At 57.6% G+C, this 19,183-nt stretch carries 18 protein-coding genes; 7 read left to right on the forward strand and 11 right to left on the reverse strand.

Going from position 1 to position 19,183, the window contains the following annotated elements:
- Positions 1-3 precede the first annotated feature (3 nt).
- Positions 4-1,740, forward strand: coding sequence for an ABC transporter ATP-binding protein (locus tag F0155_RS19810; protein WP_150526301.1), 1,737 nt, complete (start codon positions 4-6; stop codon positions 1,738-1,740).
- Positions 1,741-1,898: 158 nt separating this feature from the next.
- Here F0155_RS19810 and galE read toward each other — a convergent pair whose 3' ends face one another.
- Positions 1,899-2,921 (reverse strand): UDP-glucose 4-epimerase GalE, encoded by a 1,023-nt coding sequence (gene galE / locus F0155_RS19815; RefSeq protein ID WP_150526302.1) that lies wholly within the window; start codon positions 2,919-2,921, stop codon positions 1,899-1,901.
- Between the two features lie 228 nt (positions 2,922-3,149).
- Between galE and F0155_RS19820 the strand changes: the two genes are divergently transcribed.
- Together F0155_RS19820 and F0155_RS19825 are read left to right on the forward strand one after the other, a co-directional pair.
- Positions 3,150-4,949, forward strand: a complete 1,800-nt coding sequence (locus F0155_RS19820) for an IlvD/Edd family dehydratase (protein WP_150526303.1) — start codon at positions 3,150-3,152, stop codon at positions 4,947-4,949.
- A 108-nt stretch (positions 4,950-5,057) separates the two neighbouring features.
- On the forward strand, positions 5,058-5,339 hold the full coding sequence (locus F0155_RS19825; RefSeq protein WP_150526304.1) for an SCP2 sterol-binding domain-containing protein: 282 nt from the start codon (positions 5,058-5,060) through the stop codon (positions 5,337-5,339).
- Positions 5,340-5,438: 99 nt separating this feature from the next.
- Here F0155_RS19825 and F0155_RS19830 read toward each other — a convergent pair whose 3' ends face one another.
- Entirely contained in the window at positions 5,439-5,924 is a 486-nt protein-coding gene (locus F0155_RS19830) for an ester cyclase (protein ID WP_150526305.1), read from the reverse strand.
- Between the two features lie 120 nt (positions 5,925-6,044).
- On the opposite strand from F0155_RS19830, the gene F0155_RS19835 reads away from it, so the two are divergent.
- Entirely contained in the window at positions 6,045-6,962 is a 918-nt protein-coding gene (locus F0155_RS19835; protein WP_150526306.1) for a LysR family transcriptional regulator, read from the forward strand.
- 71 nt (positions 6,963-7,033) lie between these two features.
- On the opposite strand, the gene gfa is transcribed toward F0155_RS19835, so the two are convergent.
- The gene (gene gfa, locus F0155_RS19840) at positions 7,034-7,663 is read right to left on the reverse strand and encodes an S-(hydroxymethyl)glutathione synthase (protein ID WP_150526307.1); all 630 of its coding nucleotides are present in this window, start codon (positions 7,661-7,663) and stop codon (positions 7,034-7,036) included.
- 324 nt (positions 7,664-7,987) lie between these two features.
- Here gfa and F0155_RS19845 point away from each other — a divergent pair, with 324 nt between their 5' ends.
- The gene (locus F0155_RS19845) at positions 7,988-8,839 is read left to right on the forward strand and encodes an isocitrate lyase/PEP mutase family protein (protein ID WP_150526308.1); all 852 of its coding nucleotides are present in this window, start codon (positions 7,988-7,990) and stop codon (positions 8,837-8,839) included.
- Between the two features lie 93 nt (positions 8,840-8,932).
- A complete protein-coding gene (gene denD, locus F0155_RS19850; protein ID WP_150526309.1) occupies positions 8,933-9,904 on the forward strand; it encodes a D-erythronate dehydrogenase in 972 nt (323 codons plus the stop codon).
- A gap of 36 nt (positions 9,905-9,940) precedes the next feature.
- Here the strand turns inward: denD and F0155_RS19855 are convergent, their stop codons facing one another.
- Positions 9,941-11,116: a citrate/2-methylcitrate synthase gene (locus F0155_RS19855; RefSeq protein ID WP_150526310.1), complete on the reverse strand. Its 1,176-nt coding sequence runs from the start codon at positions 11,114-11,116 to the stop codon at positions 9,941-9,943.
- A gap of 74 nt (positions 11,117-11,190) precedes the next feature.
- Here F0155_RS19855 and F0155_RS19860 point away from each other — a divergent pair, with 74 nt between their 5' ends.
- Entirely contained in the window at positions 11,191-12,303 is a 1,113-nt protein-coding gene (locus F0155_RS19860; protein ID WP_150526311.1) for a citrate synthase/methylcitrate synthase, read from the forward strand.
- Between the two features lie 22 nt (positions 12,304-12,325).
- On the opposite strand, the gene F0155_RS19865 is transcribed toward F0155_RS19860, so the two are convergent.
- The 7 genes from F0155_RS19865 to F0155_RS19895 all read right to left on the reverse strand — a co-directional run bounded on the left by F0155_RS19865 (position 12,326) and on the right by F0155_RS19895 (position 19,180).
- A complete protein-coding gene (locus F0155_RS19865) occupies positions 12,326-12,736 on the reverse strand; it encodes a GNAT family N-acetyltransferase (protein ID WP_244303553.1) in 411 nt (136 codons plus the stop codon).
- Positions 12,737-12,904: 168 nt separating this feature from the next.
- On the reverse strand, positions 12,905-14,305 hold the full coding sequence (locus F0155_RS19870) for a TRAP transporter large permease (protein ID WP_150526312.1): 1,401 nt from the start codon (positions 14,303-14,305) through the stop codon (positions 12,905-12,907).
- A 10-nt stretch (positions 14,306-14,315) separates the two neighbouring features.
- A complete protein-coding gene (locus F0155_RS19875) occupies positions 14,316-14,936 on the reverse strand; it encodes a TRAP transporter small permease (RefSeq protein WP_150526313.1) in 621 nt (206 codons plus the stop codon).
- 229 nt (positions 14,937-15,165) lie between these two features.
- Entirely contained in the window at positions 15,166-16,173 is a 1,008-nt protein-coding gene (locus F0155_RS19880; RefSeq protein WP_150526314.1) for a DctP family TRAP transporter solute-binding subunit, read from the reverse strand.
- 239 nt (positions 16,174-16,412) lie between these two features.
- Complete coding sequence (gene sigJ / locus F0155_RS19885; RefSeq protein ID WP_150526315.1) at positions 16,413-17,321, reverse strand: RNA polymerase sigma factor SigJ; 909 nt, start codon at positions 17,319-17,321, stop codon at positions 16,413-16,415.
- Positions 17,322-17,330: 9 nt separating this feature from the next.
- Positions 17,331-17,759: a carboxymuconolactone decarboxylase family protein gene (locus F0155_RS19890; protein WP_150526316.1), complete on the reverse strand. Its 429-nt coding sequence runs from the start codon at positions 17,757-17,759 to the stop codon at positions 17,331-17,333.
- Between the two features lie 95 nt (positions 17,760-17,854).
- Positions 17,855-19,180, reverse strand: coding sequence for a sigma-54-dependent transcriptional regulator (locus F0155_RS19895; RefSeq protein ID WP_150526317.1), 1,326 nt, complete (start codon positions 19,178-19,180; stop codon positions 17,855-17,857).
- Between the last annotated feature and the right edge of the window lie 3 nt (positions 19,181-19,183).

Raw genomic sequence — 19,183 nt, forward strand, 5'->3', positions numbered from 1 at the left:
CCCATGAGCGTTCTAGACATTCAAAACCTGAAGGTTGAATTTCCGGGCCGCAAGTCCACTTTTGTGGCGGTTCAAGGGGTCAACCTGCAAGTCGAGGCAGGCAAGATCCTTGGCGTCGTCGGTGAAAGTGGTGCGGGCAAATCAACTGTCGGCAATGCCGTGATCGGCCTGCTGCAGGAGCCGGGCCGCATTGCCGAAGGCGAAGTCCGTCTCCATGGCGAGCGGATTGACGGCCTGTCCGAAAAGAAGATGCGCGCGTTGCGCGGCCGCAGGGTTGGCATGATCTTTCAGGATCCGCTGACCTCGCTAGATCCGCTCCAGACCATTGAAAGCCAACTGGTCGAGACCATCCGCACCCACTTGCCGATGTCCGCATCGCAGGCAACAGCACGTGCCATTGAGCTGCTCGACTCCGTTGGCATTCCTGACCCGGCAGAGCGGATCAAGCAGTATCCGCACCAGTTTTCGGGCGGCATGCGTCAGCGCGTGGTCATCGCGCTTGCGCTGTGCGCCGAGCCGGAAGTGGTGATTGCCGACGAACCCACGACCGCGCTGGACGTCTCCATTCAGGCGCAGATCCTGGAGCTGATGAAGAAGCTCTGCGTGGAACGAAACGTCTCCATGCTGGTCATCACCCACGACATGGGTGTGATTGCCGACATCACCGACCATGTGGCGGTGATGTATCGCGGCAAGCTGGTTGAATATGGCGAAACCGATCAGGTACTGGGCCGTCCCCAGCACCCCTATACCCAGAGCCTGATTTCAGCCGTGCCGCGTCCTGATATCCGGGTGAAACGGTTCCCGGTGGTCAACTACATCGAGGAAGCCGGCACTCCCACCCGCCATATCGATATTTCGACCCACTGGCTGGGCAAGGCGCGAGACTACGCCAAGCCGGACGGGGCATTGGTCAAGATCCGCGACCTCGACATGCGGTTTGAGACCAAGGGCTCTATCTTCCCGTCCCGCCGGAAATACTTCAGCGCGGTCAAGAAGGTCAGTTTCGATATTCACGAGGGTGAAACACTCGGGATCGTGGGCGAGAGCGGATCGGGCAAGTCGACGATTGCCCGCGTCATTACGGGGCTCTACCACCCTTCCGGCGGTTCGATCGACTTTGCCGGAACGGAACTGACGTCCCTGAAGGATCCGAAGAAGGTTCTGGCCATGCGGCGCCAGATGCAGATGATCTTCCAGGATCCCTATTCGTCGCTCAATGCCCGCATGCGGGTGCGCACGATCATTGCCGAGCCGATCAAGTTCCACAAACTGGCGTCCTCCAATTCGGAAGTGCGCCAGATTGTCGACGACCTACTCGACCATGTCGGCCTTGGTGTCGCCGCCGGTGACAAGTTCCCGCATGAGTTCTCCGGCGGCCAGCGCCAGCGTATCTCGATTGCCCGCGCGCTTGCGACCCGTCCGCGCTTCCTGATCTGCGATGAGCCGACATCGGCGCTGGATGTGTCCATTCAGGCGCAGATCCTGAACCTTTTGAAGGACCTTCAGGAAGAACTGGGCCTGACCATGCTGTTCATCAGTCACGATCTGGCCGTCATCCGGCAGATGTGTAACCGCATCGGCGTGATGAGGAACGGGGAACTGTGCGAGGTGGCAGACTGCGATGCGCTGTTCGAAAACCCGCAGCACCCGTACACAAAGCAGCTCCTGAACCTGATGCCTTCGATGGAGCTTCTGTCACGCGCAAACCTGCAGGACAGTGTCGAAACGCCAGCTTGAGTTCATCATGTTGGAAGAAATCGACAAACCCGGGGCTTTGCTCCGGGTTTTTTCTTTCGAGCACGTCACGCATTCACTCAATCGCCCGACATGCTCCAGATAGTTGGCTTGTCGCGTTTGCTGACGGCGAACCGGTATCCACTACGCCTGAAAACGCTCTACGCTGCAAAGCCTTTCGGGTTCTTGCAAACCCAGTTCCAGGTATCGTGGCACATGGCTGTCAGATCGCGCTGCGCCGACCAGCCGAGCACTTGCCGGGCATATGTCGGGTCAGCATAGGAAATCTCGATATCGCCTGCCCGCCGCGGGGCCATTTCCAGCGGTATGGACCGATTGGAGACATGCTCGAAGGCGCGAACCAGTTCCAGCACGCTATAGCCGCGCCCGGTTCCCAAATTGGCGATGACCAGACCTTCGCCCTCTTCTCGCGAAACCAGATGGCGGTAGGCCGCCAGATGTCCCTCGGCCAGATCCATGACGTGGATGAAATCGCGAATGCCGGTGCCATCCGGCGTATCATAATCCGATCCAAAGACCTGCAGAGCCGGGCGAACACCGGTGGCAACCTGTGTGATGATCGGCATCAGATTGGTTGGCGTTCCGAGCGGGTTTTCCCCGATCATGCCTGTCTCGTGGGCCCCGACCGGATTGAAATATCTAAGTGCGGCCACCTGCCAGCGAGGATCGCTGACAACCAGATCCCCGAGGATCTGTTCGACGACATGTTTCGTTTCGCCATAGGGGCTCATCGGCGCGATCCTGTGGCTTTCCTTCAAAGGCAGCTCTTCCGGATTGCCATAGACATTTGCAGATGATGAGAAAATCAGAGTGTGGACATCGCAGGCCTTCATGGCGGCCACGAGCGCAAGTGTCCCGGTTACATTGACGTCGTAGTAGCCAAGCGGATCATTCAGCGAATCACCGACGACCTTCAACCCGGCGAAATGGACGACGGCTGTGCAGCCATGCGCCTTCAATGCATCCGCAACGCGGCTTCCGTCCCGAATATCACCCTCGACAAAGGATACTTTGGCGCCGGTAATCCGGGAGACGCGATCAAGGCTTTCCGGGCTCGCATTGGACAGGTTGTCCAGAACAACCACATCATGCCCGGCTTCCAGAAACGTGACACAGCAATGCGAACCGATATAACCGGCACCGCCGGTTATCATGATGGACATGTGGCAGACTTTCTCCTGGTGCGTCCCGCCGGTCGCGTTTGTGATCCCTGACTGATCAACTTCATCCTATCTGCACTTGCAGAAATGACTTTGATCAAATTAACTCCGTCGAACCAACATACCGTAACGAAAGCAACCAGATCGTAAAGGCGCCCTTCACGATCTGTAACAAGGCCGATCATCGTTTCCAAAACATATCGGCGTGGGATCGCCCGAGGGAGAACTTTCATGGCTTCGAAAAAGGTGCCGCAACTTCGTTCCACTGCATGGTTCAACAATCCGGACGACCCCGGCATGACGGCGCTTTACATCGAACGCTATCTGAATTTCGGGCTGACCCGCGAAGAATTGCAGTCCGGGAAGCCGATCATCGGTATTGCCCAAACCGGCTCCGACCTGTCTCCCTGCAACCGCCACCATATCGAACTGGCCAAGCGGGTTCGCGAGGGTATCCGTGAAGCAGGTGGCATTTGTTTCGAGTTTCCTGTCCACCCGATTCAGGAAACCGGCAAACGCCCAACGGCTGCCCTTGACCGGAACCTTGCTTATCTGGGCCTCGTTGAGCTGCTTTTCGGCTACCCGCTCGACGGGGTGGTACTGACCATTGGCTGTGACAAGACGACACCAGCGTGCCTGATGGCGGCGGCAACCGTGAACATTCCGGCGATTGCGCTTTCTGTCGGCCCCATGCTGAACGGTTGGCACAAGGGTGAGCGCACCGGCTCGGGCACGATCGTCTGGAAGGCCCGCCAGATGATGGCGGCCGGGGAAATCGACTATACAGGCTTCATGGACATGGTGGCCTCGGCCGCCCCGTCGGTCGGCTATTGCAACACGATGGGAACGGCGACGACCATGAATTCCCTCGCCGAAGCACTTGGAATGCAGCTGCCCGGCGCCGCTGCCATTCCCGCGCCCTATCGCGAGCGCAGCCAGGTGGCCTATGAGACCGGCAAGCGGATTGTCGAACTGGCGCTGGAGGACATCAAGCCAAGCGACATCATGACCCGCGAGGCCTTCGAAAACGCCATTGTGGTGAATTCCGCAATCGGGGGATCGACCAATGCTCCAATCCATCTGAACGGCATCGCTCGCCATCTTGGAATTGAACTGACCAATGATGACTGGCAGGCGGTCGGCCACGAGATCCCGCTTCTGGTCAATCTTCAGCCAGCTGGCGAATATCTCGGCGAGGACTATTTCCACGCTGGCGGTGTTCCCGCCGTTGCCGGCGAGCTGATCCGCAATGGCAAACTGCCACATCCCGGTGCGCTGACCGTCAATGGCAAGTCCATTGGCGAGAACTGCCAGTCCGTCACAACGGACCTGCCGGAAGTGATCAAGCCGTTTGCTCACCCCATGAAACAGAACGCCGGGTTCATCAATCTGAAGGGCAATCTCTTCTACAGTGCGATCATGAAGACCAGCGTGATCTCGGAGAGCTTCCGCAAGCGCTACCTCTCCAATCCGGACGATCCGGAAGCGTTTGAAGGCCGTGCAATCGTGTTTGAGGGGCCGGAAGACTATCACCACCGAATCGATGATCCGGCATTGCAGATCGACGAAAACTGCATGCTCTTCATCCGCGGAACCGGCCCGATCGGCTATCCCGGCGGCGCAGAGGTGGTGAACATGCAACCGCCTGCTGCGCTCATCAAGAAGGGCATTACCGAACTGCCCTGCATTGGCGACGGACGGCAATCGGGAACGTCTGGCTCTCCCTCGATCCTGAACGCAGCCCCGGAAGCTGCGGCGATGGGCGGACTGGCGCTGATCCAGACCGGTGACCGTGTGCGTATCGACCTGCGCAAGGGATCTGCCAATATCCTGATTTCCGATGAGGAGCTTTCCGCGCGCCGGGCCAAGCTGGAAGCGGAAGGCGGCTTCGCCTACGCTCCGCACCAGACCCCCTGGCAGGAAATCCAGCGCTCCATGGTCGATCAGTTCGACAAGGGCATGGTGCTGAAACCGGCCGTCAAGTATCAGGATATTGCCCACACGAAGGGCCTGCCGCGCAACAATCACTAAGGCAGGCACGAACGCGGAAAGGCCACCGTTTTTCCTTGACGGTTACGTAAACGGCATGCTTCATGGTGCCAACATGAAGCGTCCACGTTAGAGATGGAGAGATTGAAGATGTCCCTTGAGCAACTCACTGAGACCATTCGCGGTAAGGTATCAGGCGGCGGGATCGATGAAAGCGTCAAGTTTGACCTTGGCGACGTTGGCCAGATCTTCATTCAGGGCGCCAGCGTTTCGAACGAAAACAATGATGCCGATTGCACCATCACCATGTCTGCCGACGACCTTGGCGACATGCTCAATGGCGACCTCAACCCGACCGCAGCCTTCATGGGCGGCAAGCTGAAGGTTGACGGTGACATGAGCGTTGCCATGAAGCTCGGCAGCATCGTCTGATCCAGTATCGCTCCCGCTCTGCAGACATAAAAGGCACCGGAAATCCTCCGGTGCCTTTTTTCATTTGGGGTCGAGGCGCAGCTGATATATCCGCCGCAGTTACTTGCCTGCACCGCCCAATTGGCGAAGTGCGGTCGCCCAGTCTTCGACATGGTACGTTTTGACAATCGCGCCGTCTTTCAACTCGTGGATATCGATCGACATGATGTCGAAGCTTCGTCCTTCGCCATCGACTCCAAAAAGCGGACCGACCGGCGTTCCCGTAGCCCGACCACGTACGACAATCGTATTGCCGTCCTGATACATGTCCTGAACTTCCCATTTCAGGTCCGGGATCAGCTTCGCGAATCCCGAAAGCTGACCAACCAGCTTTTCCTTCGACTTTGTTTGTCCGGAATAGTCGCCAATGCTCTGCCAGTCCGCAGTTGTGACTTTCAGGAATGCATCTGCATGGGCTTTGGACCCGGGGTTGCTGAGGTAGTCATAAAACACCTGAACCGTGTCACGGTCATCGGCAAGGGCGTTTCCGGAAAGCGCAGCAAATGTAAGCGCGCTTGCAGCAAGCATGATTTTGAGTCTGGTCATGTTCCATCCAATCCGTCGGTTTTTGAGCGCCCTGTCATTGGGGCCTCTCCGAATATGGATGACCTTCCAAAATTCGAGTATATCGTCTAAATAGATTTGACTATTCGATGAGGTCGAACATTGTTTGATGAGTTGCGCCAGATTGCCATATTTGCAAAGGCCGTCGATCACGGCTCCTTTCGGGCTGCCGCGACAGAACTCCGCCTGTCTCCATCGGTGATTAGCCATCACGTCTCTCAACTTGAAGAAAAGCTCGGTGTTGCGCTCATTTACCGGTCGACGCGGAGGCTGACGCTGACCCGGGACGGCGAAAGACTGCTTGCTTCCGCCCATGAGATGCTTTCAGCCGTGGAAGCCGGATTGGACGACATTCGCGGGCAATCTGTTACCCCTTCGGGTCGACTGCGCATCACGTTGCCGTCCCTGTTGTCCCAGTCGCGTGTGATCGAGATGCTGGTCTCGTTCAGGGCCCGTTACCCCAAGGTCCATATCGAACTGAATTTCTCGGATGAAAGGTTCAACCTGATCGAGAAAGGCTATGATCTGGCCATCCGGATGAGCCCCAATCGCAAACGTGCACCGAACCGGCAGGTCCTCTTCACCACCAATCGCAGTCTGATCGCTTCGCGCCAATATCTTTCTGATATTGACCCGATCCTGCACCCGCATGATCTGAATTCCACAAACTGGATCGAACTGATACCGGTGCAATCCGTCAAAACCGTGCTGAGAAAACAAGGGGAACCTGACATCCTCGTCCAGCCGGGAAATCGCCTTGCCGTCAATGACGCCTTTGCGCTCTATCGCCTTGCTCAGGCCGGGGCTGGCATAGCATTTGTTCCGGATTTTCTCGCGGCTGCCGATATCGCCGCTGGTCGGATGGTCGTCGTGCTGCCGGACTGGCAGGTCGACAGACTCGAAGCCTATGTCGAGTGGCCATCGAATGCGCCCAAGGGTGGTCTCGCGCGGCTTCTGGTTTCGGAACTGGCTCTTGCCTGTAAGGAGCAGTCCCTGTGTACCGGAACGGATCCGCGCTGACCAAATGACCGATTGGAAGGCGCACCGGCAACCTGCCGGTGCATCCGATTCGCCATGGAGATTGCCCGCCCTCAGGCAGCCAAAACACCCGACTTCTTTGCGGTATGGGTCGCAATCAGGTCCATGATGGGCGGAGACAGCGCATCATAAGGCTCCAGACCCAGTTCCCGCAGACGGCCACGAATTCCATCCATGCCTGACGGCGGATACCCCGATTCAATGATCGACGAGACAAAGGCGGCGAATTCCGGTGGAGACCACCCGGCATCCGAAGACAGTTCCGTATGGATGAAATCGAGACCGAACAGAGGATGCTCGGTGTTTTCGATCCGGCCATACATGTGAACGCCGCAGTCTTTGCATGCATAGCGCTGGATGGGTGCTGCCGGGTTCACGATCTCCAGCTTGTCCGCGTTTTCCAGAACGGATACGGCTTCCTTGGAAACAACTGCGATCTGGCTGAAAACAGCGCCATTGGGCTTCCAGCACTTGGTGCAACCGCACACATGATTGTGGGCGCTTTGCGCAGCGACCCGGACTTTTACGGGATTGGAGCTGCAATGACAGGTCAGCGTCCCCCCATTGAAGCCAGGCTGAGCTGCAGGAAAACCGTTATCGACCTGCGGGTGAATTTTCACGCCGCCATACTTGGCACCGGCCGAATCCGACCCGCCACCGAACAATCCCGAAAGAAATGACATTACGCACCTCCCCTGCGTTTGACAGGGTCCGATTGGACCCGGGCTGATCGAAGCGCGGAAATCCCTTGTTGTTGATTAGTATTTCACCCAAAGAACGCAGTTGCTATCCGCACGACAGGCCCAGTCAAAAAAATAAATAACCCTAGTGACTTTACTCAAGACAGACCTAGGTGGGAGTTCTGCTTCCGTGAAAGCAGTTGTTAAAAGGCGGAATATTCATTCTAACAAGGATTTACGTTTAATTGTTACGATGCCAATTTTAAGGAAGCAGATTCGGTTTGACCCGGCCTGAGTGCTACAAACCATGATGAGCAGGAGCAATCCATGTCTACGATTGAACAGCGACGTGCCCGGTTTCGCGAAATGCACAACGATGCGAACGCATTCCTGATGCCCAATCCCTTTGGCATCGGCACCGCCCAGATTCTCGAAGGCCTAGGCTTCGACTGCCTTGCAACAACAAGTGCAGGCCATGCCTTTTCACTCGGTTACCGGGATGCAGAAGGCTTCATCACCCGTGAGATGGCTCTCTTGCATGCAGCGGAAATCGTCAATGCAACGACGCTTCCAGTGAACGGGGATCTGGAAAACGGCTTCGGGGATTCCCCGAATGATGTTGCAGATACAATTGAGGGGGCCATTGAGGCCGGCCTTGCCGGCTGCTCTATCGAGGACTACTCGCAGGATCCCGACAATCCCTATTATTCGCTGGAACACTCGGTGGAACGGATTGCAGCGGCGGTTGAAACGAAGAACCGGATCGCGCCGGACTTCGTTCTGACCGCACGCAGTGAAGCACCTATCCAGACACCGGAAGATCTTGCGGAAGCAATCAAGCGCCTTCAGGCCTATTCGGCAGTCGGGGCAGATTGCCTTTATGCCCCGGACCTTCTGCGGATAGATGATATCAAGACTGTCCTTGGCGAGATCGACAAACCGCTGAACCTTCTCGCCGGTCGGCGCCATTTCAATTACACGCGCAAGGAACTGGCGGAACTCGGTGTTGCCCGGATATCCATTGGCGCAGGCCTCGCCCGCGTGGCCTATGGGGCCTTTGTAGCTGCGGCCGAGAGCATCGTGGATGGCGGGACATTCGCCGCCTTCGGCGAGGCTGTCGGCTTCAAGGAGTTCGACTCCTATCTCAAAGGTCGCAAATCCGGTCAGCTGGAAGGCTGAGCACTTCTTCTTGCCGCCTGAATGCCCTTGTGGGACATCCGATTTTCCCCATACGCTCCGAAACGAGCATTTTTCGGGAAAATCGGTGTCTCCATGAACGTTCTCATTATCGGCGCTGGCGGCATGATCGGTCGCAAGCTGGCAACGAAACTGGCTTCCAGCCCTGTCCTGAACGGACAGGAAGTTCGCCACTTGCATCTGGTCGATGTTTTCGAACCGTCCGCACCGTTGGATACGCCCTGCCGTGTCCTGACTGAAGCAGCAGATGTTTCTGCCCCCGGTGAAGCTGCCCGGCTTCTTGCCAATCGACCAGACATCATCTTTCATCTGGCCGCCATCGTCTCGGGCGAAGCAGAAACCGACTTCGAAAAGGGCTATCGTATCAACCTTGATGGCACCTTGAACCTTCTGGAAGCCATTCGGCAGGACGCGAGCTACTGCCCCAAGCTCATCTTTGCCTCATCGATCGCAGTATTCGGCGCTCCGCTTCCCGCCCCGATCCCGGATACGTTCCACCTGACACCGCAAACCTCCTATGGCACGCAGAAGGCCATCTGCGAATTGCTGCTGAGCGACTACAGCCGAAAGGGCTTTGTCGATGGCATTGCCCTGCGCCTTCCGACCATCGTGGTGCGTCCCGGCAAACCGAACAAGGCCGCGTCCGGTTTCTTCTCCGGCATCATTCGGGAACCTTTGAATGGTCAGGAGGCCGTGCTGCCCGTAGCCGATGACACCCTGCACTGGATGGCCAGCCCGCGCGCGGCGGTTAGCTTTTTCCTGCATGCAGCGAGCCTCGATACGGCCGATATGACAGGCGGGCGGGCTGTGACCTTGCCCGGCCTTGCGGTCTCTGTCGCCGAAGAACTCGACATCTTGCGTAAAATCGGCGGCGAAGCCCGCATCAAACTGATCAAGCGCGTCGCGGACCCGTTGGTGGAACAGATCGTTGCTGCCTGGCCCCGGCAATTTGACGCCAGCCGCGCCCTTTCCCTTGGCTTTGCCCCTGATGAGAGTTTTGAGGCCATTGTGCGCAGCTATATCGAGGACGAGGGCATCTCCATCTGATCCATCTGATCCATCTGATCCATCTGATCCACCAGATCAGCCTGGGCGTTCTCCGACATAGGTGGCGCGCGGGCGGATCTGGTCGGGCGCCGCATATTGCTCCAGCGCATGGGCGATCCATCCGACGATCCGACCCGTGCAAAACAGGATTTTTGCCGCGTGCCGTGGCAGGCCAAGAGCGAGTTGGGTCGCAGACAGAGCAAAATCAATGTTTGGCGGATCGCCGTAAAGGCTTTCGGCAGTGGAAATGATCTCGGGCAGCATGGTCACCAAAGCATTTTGCGGCGCGCTGTCGCTGAGGACACCCAAGAGGCAATCCGCCCTCGGATCCCGCCCCTTGTAGATCCTGTGACCAAATCCCGGCAACGCCTCCCCGCGGGCAAGGCGGGCGGAAAGCTTCGGTTCGATATCGTCAGGTCCCGTGATTTCCGACATCCAGGAAATCACCCGGTCCGAAGATGCTCCATGACGGGGGCCTGAAAAGGCGCCGAGCCCTGTCAGAAGAGCGGCGTAGAGCGGTGCCCGGGTCGAGGCGGCGCATCGAACGGAAAAGGTACTGGTGTTCAGTTCATGATCGGCGGAGAGGATCAGTGCAGCCCTGAGCACTGCCGTCTGCTGGCCGCTCACGCCCCAATGGCGAGCCAGCTGGCTGTGGATCGGCGCTGTATCCGGTGCTTCGGCCAAGAGCACAGATGTCGCGTAGCGCAGCAGAGCCGCGCCTTTTTTGGGGAGCAGGTTGGGAGACAAGGTATAGGCCGCACGGTCCTGCAGCGGCCAGGCGCCCAGCGCCATGATCAACCGGTTGAGCGGATCCAGACCTTCCGGCAGTTCAGGGGCGGGTCCCGGAGCAGGCTCCTGAAACGGATCGCTGGAACAGTCCCATAGAAGGGTCGCGACGGTTTCAAGCGAGGACGACCGGGCAAGGTTGGTTGCCAGCTGGCCGCGATAAACCGGTCCGGCCTCGTCCGAAATCATTGTGAGCCGTGTGCTCAACACCGCTTCGCCTGTAAGACCCCGCCCGCTTTCAGATGGCCCATCATCCGCCTTGCGCAGCAAGAGCTGGCGCACATCCGATGCATCATAGCGCTTCTGCTTGCCCGGACCGGGAACGGAACGGATCAAGCCGCGGCTAACATAGGCATAGAGCGTTGCTGGCTGCACACCCAACTCGGCAGCCGCTTCTCTGGCAGACAGATAGACAGGTTCAGACATGCATTGATGATATCAATCAATATTGATTATGTAAATTGCACATGAAGTGATGGGGCCAAAGGAAAGGACTAATCATGACCCATGCCCCAAAGCCTTCGTCGCTCGCCCCGGATCAAACAGATGGTCTGGAGGGAATTGTTGTGGCGCATACGCAGCTCAGCCATATAGACGGCACGAAAGGTAGGCTCATCGTCAAAGGAGTGCCTGTTGAAGACCTTGCTGGCGAAATGTGCTTTGAAGATGCAGTTGCGCATTTGTGGGCAGGCCAAGTCGATGAAGACCGCGCGGAACCATCACTCCAGCCGGTATTCGGGAAGGCGCGTCAAAGCGCCTTTTCCGTTGTCCCGACACTGTTGTCGTGTCGGCAGGAACCGCTGTCCCGGATGGACCGACTAGCTCTTGGCCTGGCAGCGCTGCCGATAACTCCTGACATGCCGGAAAGCATTCAAATCACGGGCGCATTTCCCGTTCTGGTTTCCGCTGCAGCACGGATAGCCAGCGGCCAGGACCCGGTGAAACCAGATCCTTCACTCTCTACCGCAGCTGACTTTTTGCGCATGATGACCGGTGCGAAGCCCGAGCAATGGGCGATTGACGGACTGAACCGGTATCTGGTGACGATCCTGGATCACGGGTTGAACGCCTCCACATTTACCGCACGGGTCGTCGCCTCCACACGCGCCGATGTTAAATATGCAGTCTTGGCGGCTTTGGGGGCCTTGTCCGGTCCGCTTCATGGCGGCGCCCCGGGACCGGTACTGGACATGCTGGATGCGGTCGGATCTCCGGACAACGCAGAAAAATGGATCAGCGAAAGATTATCCGGGGGGCACCGGTTGATGGGCTTCGGGCACAGGATCTATCGAACCCGGGACCCGCGTGCAGATGTCTTGAAATCCGGGCTCAGAGCACTCGCGAAAACCGAGCGGCTCATACTTGCGGAAGCCGTGGAAGAGGCGGCCTTGCGTGGACTTAAAGCCGCCAAGCCAAACAGGCAAATTGACACGAATGTAGAATTCTACACTGCCGTTCTTCTGGATGCGCTCGGAATAGATCGAACCCTGTTTACACCGCTCTTTGCAATGGGCCGGGTCGCTGGCTGGTGCGCCCATACCGCCGAACAAAAGCGCACGGGCAAACTCATTCGCCCGTCATCGGTTTATGTTGGGCCAATGCCGGACCTTTGAGGCTACGTTTTGGATTCCACCCCTATGAGCCGTTGCGTTTTGCCATGCCGACGGTTTTGGGGGCTGTTTCCCGGAAGCCGAATTTCTCATAGATCCTGTTGGCGGGAACATCGGCCAACAAGTTCACATAGGCCGTATCAGGCACGTTTTTCTCTATCCAACCCATCAGGTCTTCCAGGATCATGCGTGCATATCCCCTGCCCTGACATTCCGGCCGAACAACGATGTCCGTTACCTGCACAAAACAACCTCCATCCCCCACAAGTCGGCCCATGCCAACGGGTCTGCCCCCTTCTTTCAGAACAACCGAATAGAGCGAGTTGGGCAATCCGACGCGGGCTGCCTCTGCAGAGTAAGACCCCATTCCCCCTGCTTTGCGCAGGTCCAGATAGGTGTCGACACTCGGTATCTCGGCATGGATCGAAACGCTCACATCAAACTCCTGATTTTCAAAATGCCTTTTTGAATCAATTGGTTTTCCGGCGCAATAGAAAAGGCCGGGGTAAAGACCCCGACCTGTTGTTGTGTGGTTTGTGCTCTAAATTTCTGTCTTGGCGCATTTCCTGACGGCGAACCGGTATCCACTTCGCCTGGAAATGCTTTAGCGCGTGACGATTTCCGGCCCCATGAGCGAATAGGGAAGCCATGTGGAGAGTGCCGGAACATAGGTTACGAGGATCAGGAAGAGGAACAGGATCAGCACGAACGGCGCCGCCGCTCGCACCACCTGAACCAGACTCATGCCCGTGATCCCCGATGTCACGAAGAGGTTCAACCCGATTGGCGGCGTGATCATGCCGATTTCCATGTTCACCACCATGATGATGCCGAGATGGATCGGGTCGACGCCAAGCTCCATTGCGATCGGAAAGACAACAGGAGCCACAATCAGGAGAAGACCGGACGGTTCCATGAACTGGCCGCCAAGCAGAAGCAGCAGGTTGACCGCGATCAGGAAGGTGAACCAGTTGAACCCAGCTCCAAGCATCCAGTCGGTGATAGCCTGCGGAATGCGCTCGGATGTCAGGACGTGAGCGAAGAGCAGCGCGTTCACGATGATGAACATCAGCATGATCGTGGTCTTCGCAGCATCCGTCAGCACCTTCTTCGTCTCGGCATGGAAACAGGCCGGGAAGAAGTAGACGATGGTGAGCCAGATGTTCCGGAAGATGGCCGCCGGGAGGTTTTCGCCTTCCTTGCGCATCGGCACACCCTTGAGCGGGCCCATGTCGCGGTAGATGAAAATCGCGATCAGGAACGAGTAGACCGCAGCGACAGCTGCCGCTTCCGTCGGCGTGAAGATGCCGCCGTAGATACCACCCAGAATGATCACGATGAGGAGCAGCCCGAAACCTGCCTCACCCGCTGCACCCAAGATTTCCGCAACACCGGCAAAGGGCTGGCGGGGCATGTTCTTGATGCGGGCATTCACATATATGGCGATCATCAGCATCAATCCGGCCACAAGGCCCGGAATGACACCGGCGAGGAACATGCGTCCGACTGAAACGTCCGTTGCCGCCGAATACACCACCATCACGATGGAGGGCGGGATCAGGATGCCCAGTGTACCCGCATTGGCGATGACACCAGCAGCGAATTCCTTGGTGTAGCCCACCTGACGCATGCCGGCGATCGCGATGGTGCCGATGGCGACAACCGTTGCCGGGGATGAACCGGAGAGAGCCGCAAAGAGCATGCAGGAAAACACCGCCGCAATGGCGAGCCCGCCGCGAAAGTGGCCAACGCAGGCAATGGCAAAACGGATGATGCGCCGGGCGACCCCACCGGTCGACATGAAGGCGGATGCCAGAATGAAGAACGGGATCGCAAGCAGCGTATAGTTTTGCGACGCCGTGAACAGCTGGAGAGCGACCGAGGAAATCGAGTCATTGGAGAAGATGGCGATGGCCAGGACACTGGAAAGGCCCAGCGCGATGGCAATCGGGACGCCCAGGAACAGAAATCCGAGGACGAGGATGAAGAGAATTGCAGCTTCCATTTGCCCCGCCTCAATCTTTCAGGATGTCTTTGTTTTCGGCGACGAGTTCTTCCGCCTCGTGTGCCGCGATCATCATTTCGCGTTCGCCGGTGATGATCTGCCAGCAGGCCTGGACGCATCGGAACAGGAACAACGCCAAGCCGATCGGCAGGATCAGATACGCGATCCAGCGCTGGACCCGCTCCTTGGTGCCAAATGTCTCGATGACGATGTCCGGGTAGCGAAGGTCATCAAGACCGATGCCGATCTTGTACATCTTCATCCAGTAGTCGATTGCCCCGCCCCTCGTGTTCAGGCCGAAAATGTGGAGCCACTCCGACCAAAGAAGCGTAAGCGCATAGACAACGCCGCATAGGGCGCCAAAAACGGCAACAGCGCGGAAGAGCGGTTTCGGGAACAGGCGAATGACAGCGTCAACGCCAAGGTGTGATCCCATTTTCACGCCGTAGCTCATCCCGAAGAGGATCAGCCAGGCAAACAGGATGCGGGTGAATTCAAGGGCGCCGGTCCAGCCGGAATTGAAGCCGTATCTGGCAACCACCTGAGTAAAGGATACGATGGTCATCGCCGCCAGGAGCAAGGCAAGGACGCCTTCCTCAAAGCGCGTGACCCAATTGTCTACGCGTTGCATGCGTTTCCCCCGAAACTGGAGCTTCTCGTGCGGAGCTGGCTTCGCAGAGCGTGCTCCATCCCCATGTCTGCGACAGGTCCGGGCAAGCAGATGCCAACGCCCGGCTTTGGAAGTTGGAGGGCAGGGTCAATGGGCAGTGTGTGCCGAACCGCCGTGCCTGTTCCAATTCAGAAAGAGGAAGAGCCTGAGCCGTAACCCAGGCTCTTCCGGTCAACCCTTTGCGGATTGATCAGTTTGTGGCGTTGGAAGCAACGGCTGCCTCAATGAGGTCCTTGCCGATATCGCCTTCAAACTTTTCCCAAACCGGCTTCATTGCCCCGATCCATGCTGCACGCTGTTCTGCGTTCAGCTCGCGGATGGTGGCACCTGCATCCAGAATGTTCTGGCGGTTCTTGGCTTCCTGAGCGGCAACATTGCCGTTTGCAGTCGCGGTGACTTCCTCGACAATGGTCAGGAACTGGTCACGCACATCTGCATCGAGGCTGTTCAGCCACTCGTCGGAAGTCACGAGCAGATAGGCCAGGAGCTGGTGGTTGGTTTCAGAGATGCCGTCCTGAACTTCAAAGAACTTCTGGGTGTAGATGTTGGACCAGGAGTTTTCCTGACCATCCACAACGCCGGTCTGCAGGGCGCCATACACTTCCTTGAAGGCAAGCTTTTGAGCATTGCCGCCCATGGCTTCGATCATGGCAACCGCAACGTCAGAGGTCTGTACGCGGAACTTCAGGCCATTTGCATCGCTCGGTACGAGAAGCGGCTTGTTGGCAGAGAACTGCTTCAGGCCGGAGCTCCAGTAGCCGAGACCCTGGAAACCGTATTCGGTCATGGAGCCGAGAAGCGCCTTGCCGTCTGCACCCGTGGTGAAGCGCTCAACCGCGTTCAGGTCCTGGAACAGGAACGGCAGATCGAACAGGCGGAACTTGAGGGTGTAGGCTTCGAACTTGGAAAGGGACGGAGCAGCAAGCTGAACGTCGCCGAGAAGCAGAGCTTCCATCACCTTGTCGTCGTCAAACAGCTGAGAGTTCGGGAACACCTGCATGCAGGCCTTGCCGTCCATCTCCTTGTTGACGCGCTCGGACAGCAGCGTGGCAGCATCGCCTTTCGGGTGACCCGTTGCCGCAACAACGTGGCTGAACTTGATGACGATTTCGCCGTCATCACAGGCTTCAGTTGCGTTGGCAGAGCCGGCGAACACGAGGGATGCTGCAGTTGCTGCAGCCATTACAAACTTTTTCATGGATGTCCTCCCAGACATATGACACGCGGCTGATTTGCCAGCCGGACAGCAAAGTTGCTCTCGCGCCCTTTATCGCAAGCCTTGTGCCAATTTGAATCACTCGTTGATTCTTAACGAAAAATAACTCCGGGAGATCAAAGGACCAAAACCTCCATGGTCGATTTCGCCAATATGTGTGTCGGACTCCACCCAGAAATTCCCTGAAATGGGTCGAAACCGACACATCACACTTGCAACCCTCAGCAGGTCAGCGACCCGTCGATCGGGCTGTGGGCGAATGCCGAGGCAATGTGGCCCAGCTTGTCCGGATTTCGGATCAGGTATACGGCATCCGCCTTGCCCGCTTCATCGAAACCGAAAGATACAGTCGTTTCGATCCGCCCGTTCTCGGCCACAGCGAACCCGCGGATGCCGTTCAGCTCCAGAATTTCGGTCTCCCTGTCCTGCCACAGACGGCCCATGATGTTGACGAGGTATCTGGCGACCTGATCCCGCCCTTCCAGAACCCTCTTCAGGGCCGTCGCCTTGCCTCCGCCGTCAGAAACATACCTGACCGAGCTGGACAGGAGATGTTCCATGCGGGCGACCGAACCGGTTTCAAGCGCCGTGCGGAAGGCATCCAGAAATTGGGATTGCTCCTGCCGGCTGGGTATATTTCTGGCCCCGCCGTTTTGGACATGCTGTTTTGCACGCGCAACAAGTTGACGGCAGGACTCCTGACTGAGGCCAAGGGCCAGCGCGATATCGCCATAGGAGTTGCCGAAAATCTCCCGCAGTAGAAATGCCGCGCGCTCCTTTGGGGTCAGGCGCTCAAGCACCAGCAAGAAGGCCGTTGTCAGGGACTGCGACCTCTCAAGGTCGCTTTCCGGAGTGTCTGCGGTGATTGTTTGCAGGGGTTCCGGGATCCATTGGCCGACATAGTCCACCCGCTTCTTGTGGCTGGCCTTCAAGAGATCCAGACAGCGATTTGTGCAGACCCTGGTCAGCCACGCCTCAGGCTTGTCGAGATGGGCGATTTCCGCCCCCGCCCATCTCACATATGTGTCCTGCACGGCGTCTTCGGCATCTGCCACACTACCCAGCATTCGATAGGCCAAACCCATCAGTCCTGGCCGTGCCTTTTCGAAGATGCTTTGCTTTGTTGGCATGCGGCGCTCTCAGTGATTGGAAACCTGCATGCGGTTCCACAAATTGATCATGGAAACGGCTGCCGTTATGGATGCGATTTCGCTGTCGGAATAATGCTCGCGCAGATCCTGTCTGAGATCATCATAATCGGTTGCAGTCTCCAGAACCGTCAATGCCTCGACCCATGCCAGAGCCGCCTTTTCAGCTGCCGAAAAATCATCAACCTGCCGCCAAACAACAAGGCGGTTCAAGCGGGACTGTTGTTCCCCGTCCTTGAGGGCAGCATTAATATGCATGTCCACGCAAAAGGCGCAGCGATTGATCTGGGAGGCGCGCAGCTCGATGAGATGTCTCAATGTCGGCGCCAGATCAGCTGAACAGATCTTGCCATGCGCTGCCATAAAGGACTGAAGCACGGCTGGAATGGCCTTGTCGTATGCAATCGTCGAAATCGTCATGAATTGTCTCTCGTTCCTGTTTGCAGCATCTGCTGTCAAATGGTTGACGAGTGAGCTGTTTCCCGTGTGACATCGGTTCTGGATTTTTCGGGCGCTCAGATGATTTCCTTGCCCAGACCGTATTTCCGCATCTTCTCGTAAAGCGCCTTTCTCGACAGGCCGAGTGTCTCATAGGTCTGCTTGATGGAGCCGTTGTTCCTTTTCAGCTCCGCGTCGATCAGCGTGCGCTCATAGGCTGCCACCTGCTGAAACAGGCTGGATCCGGCATCCGGATCTTCCTGAGGCGTGGTCTCCAACCCCAGCACGAAGCGGTCAGCGACATTGCGCAACTCACGCACATTGCCGGGCCAGGACCGGGTCATCAGATCGGCGAGATAGGCATTGCTGATATCCGGAATTTCCCGCCGGTAGCGGGCGCGTGCCTCCACGGCCAGATGCTGGAACAGGAGCGGAATGTCCTCCAGACGTTCGCGCAATGGCGGAATTTCAACGGTGATCACGTTCAGCCGGTAAAACAGGTCAAGCCGGAACCGACCCTCCTTGCCGGCCTGTTCCAGATCCTCCTTGGTGGCCGCGATAAAACGGACATCCAGATCGATCTGCTTGTTGGACCCCAGACGCTCGATCATCCGCATTTCGATGACCCGCAGGAGCTTGACCTGCAGCTCGAGCGGCATGGACTCGATTTCATCCAGGAAAACCGTGCCGCCATGAGCGTGTTCAAGCTTGCCGATTCGCTGCCCGCTCGCCCCGGTGAAGGCCCCCTTTTCATGGCCGAACAGCTCGGATTCAATGATTTCTGCCGGGAGTGCGCCGCAATTGAGCGCAACGAACGGTTTGTCGCGGCGTGGGCCTTCGTCATGCAGCGCGCGGGCGACCACCTCCTTGCCAGACCCTGTTTCACCGAGGATCAGGACATCTGCATCGGTGGAGGCGAGCGCAGTCACGATACGGCGAAGCTGTTCCATCGCGGGTGTGCGCCCCACGAGACGGCCTTCCAGTCCCGTGCGATCTGCAAGTTCCTCGCGCAGCTTCCGGTTTTCCAGAACGAGACGCCGCTTTTCGAGCGCGCGCTCGATGACAGACGCAAGGCTTGCAACGGAGAAGGGCTTTTCCAGAAAGTCATAGGCCCCCGCCCGCATGGCTTCCACAGCAAGCGGCACGTCCCCATGACCGGTTATCAGGACCACGGGAAGAGCCGGATCGATCTCGAAGGCCTTGCGCATCACCGCAAACCCGTCCTGCCCCGGCATGCGGATATCGGTGACCAGAACGCCGTAGAACTGACGCGTGATCTGTTCCAGGGCATAGGCCGAATCCGCCGTTTCGATGACGTCCTGACCCGTCAGTTCAAGTCCCTGCTTGAGGGATTGCCTGAGGTCCTCCTCATCGTCGACGAGCAAAACGCATGCCTGATCCATGGG

The organism is Roseibium sediminis (genome assembly GCF_008711325.1).
GTDB classification, from domain to species: domain Bacteria; phylum Pseudomonadota; class Alphaproteobacteria; order Rhizobiales; family Stappiaceae; genus Roseibium; species Roseibium sediminis.

Bases quoted from the DNA above. Each gene is read 5' to 3' on its own strand.
- F0155_RS19830 (WP_150526305.1), bottom strand. From the start codon at position 5,924: ATGACCAGACTCAAAATCATGCTTGCTGCAAGCGCGCTTACATTTGCT.
- sigJ (WP_150526315.1), bottom strand. From the start codon at position 17,321: ATGCCAACAAAGCAAAGCATCTTCGAAAAGGCACGGCCAGGACTGATG.
- F0155_RS19860 (WP_150526311.1), top strand. From the start codon at position 11,191: ATGACCCATGCCCCAAAGCCTTCGTCGCTCGCCCCGGATCAAACAGAT.
- galE (WP_150526302.1), bottom strand. From the start codon at position 2,921: ATGTCCATCATGATAACCGGCGGTGCCGGTTATATCGGTTCGCATTGC.
- F0155_RS19895 (WP_150526317.1), bottom strand. From the start codon at position 19,180: ATGGATCAGGCATGCGTTTTGCTCGTCGACGATGAGGAGGACCTCAGG.
- F0155_RS19810 (WP_150526301.1), top strand. From the start codon at position 4: ATGAGCGTTCTAGACATTCAAAACCTGAAGGTTGAATTTCCGGGCCGC.
- F0155_RS19880 (WP_150526314.1), bottom strand. From the start codon at position 16,173: ATGAAAAAGTTTGTAATGGCTGCAGCAACTGCAGCATCCCTCGTGTTC.
- F0155_RS19820 (WP_150526303.1), top strand. From the start codon at position 3,150: ATGGCTTCGAAAAAGGTGCCGCAACTTCGTTCCACTGCATGGTTCAAC.
- F0155_RS19845 (WP_150526308.1), top strand. From the start codon at position 7,988: ATGTCTACGATTGAACAGCGACGTGCCCGGTTTCGCGAAATGCACAAC.
- denD (WP_150526309.1), top strand. From the start codon at position 8,933: ATGAACGTTCTCATTATCGGCGCTGGCGGCATGATCGGTCGCAAGCTG.
- F0155_RS19855 (WP_150526310.1), bottom strand. From the start codon at position 11,116: ATGTCTGAACCTGTCTATCTGTCTGCCAGAGAAGCGGCTGCCGAGTTG.
- F0155_RS19870 (WP_150526312.1), bottom strand. From the start codon at position 14,305: ATGGAAGCTGCAATTCTCTTCATCCTCGTCCTCGGATTTCTGTTCCTG.
- gfa (WP_150526307.1), bottom strand. From the start codon at position 7,663: ATGTCATTTCTTTCGGGATTGTTCGGTGGCGGGTCGGATTCGGCCGGT.
- F0155_RS19825 (WP_150526304.1), top strand. From the start codon at position 5,058: ATGTCCCTTGAGCAACTCACTGAGACCATTCGCGGTAAGGTATCAGGC.
- F0155_RS19875 (WP_150526313.1), bottom strand. From the start codon at position 14,936: ATGCAACGCGTAGACAATTGGGTCACGCGCTTTGAGGAAGGCGTCCTT.
- F0155_RS19890 (WP_150526316.1), bottom strand. From the start codon at position 17,759: ATGACGATTTCGACGATTGCATACGACAAGGCCATTCCAGCCGTGCTT.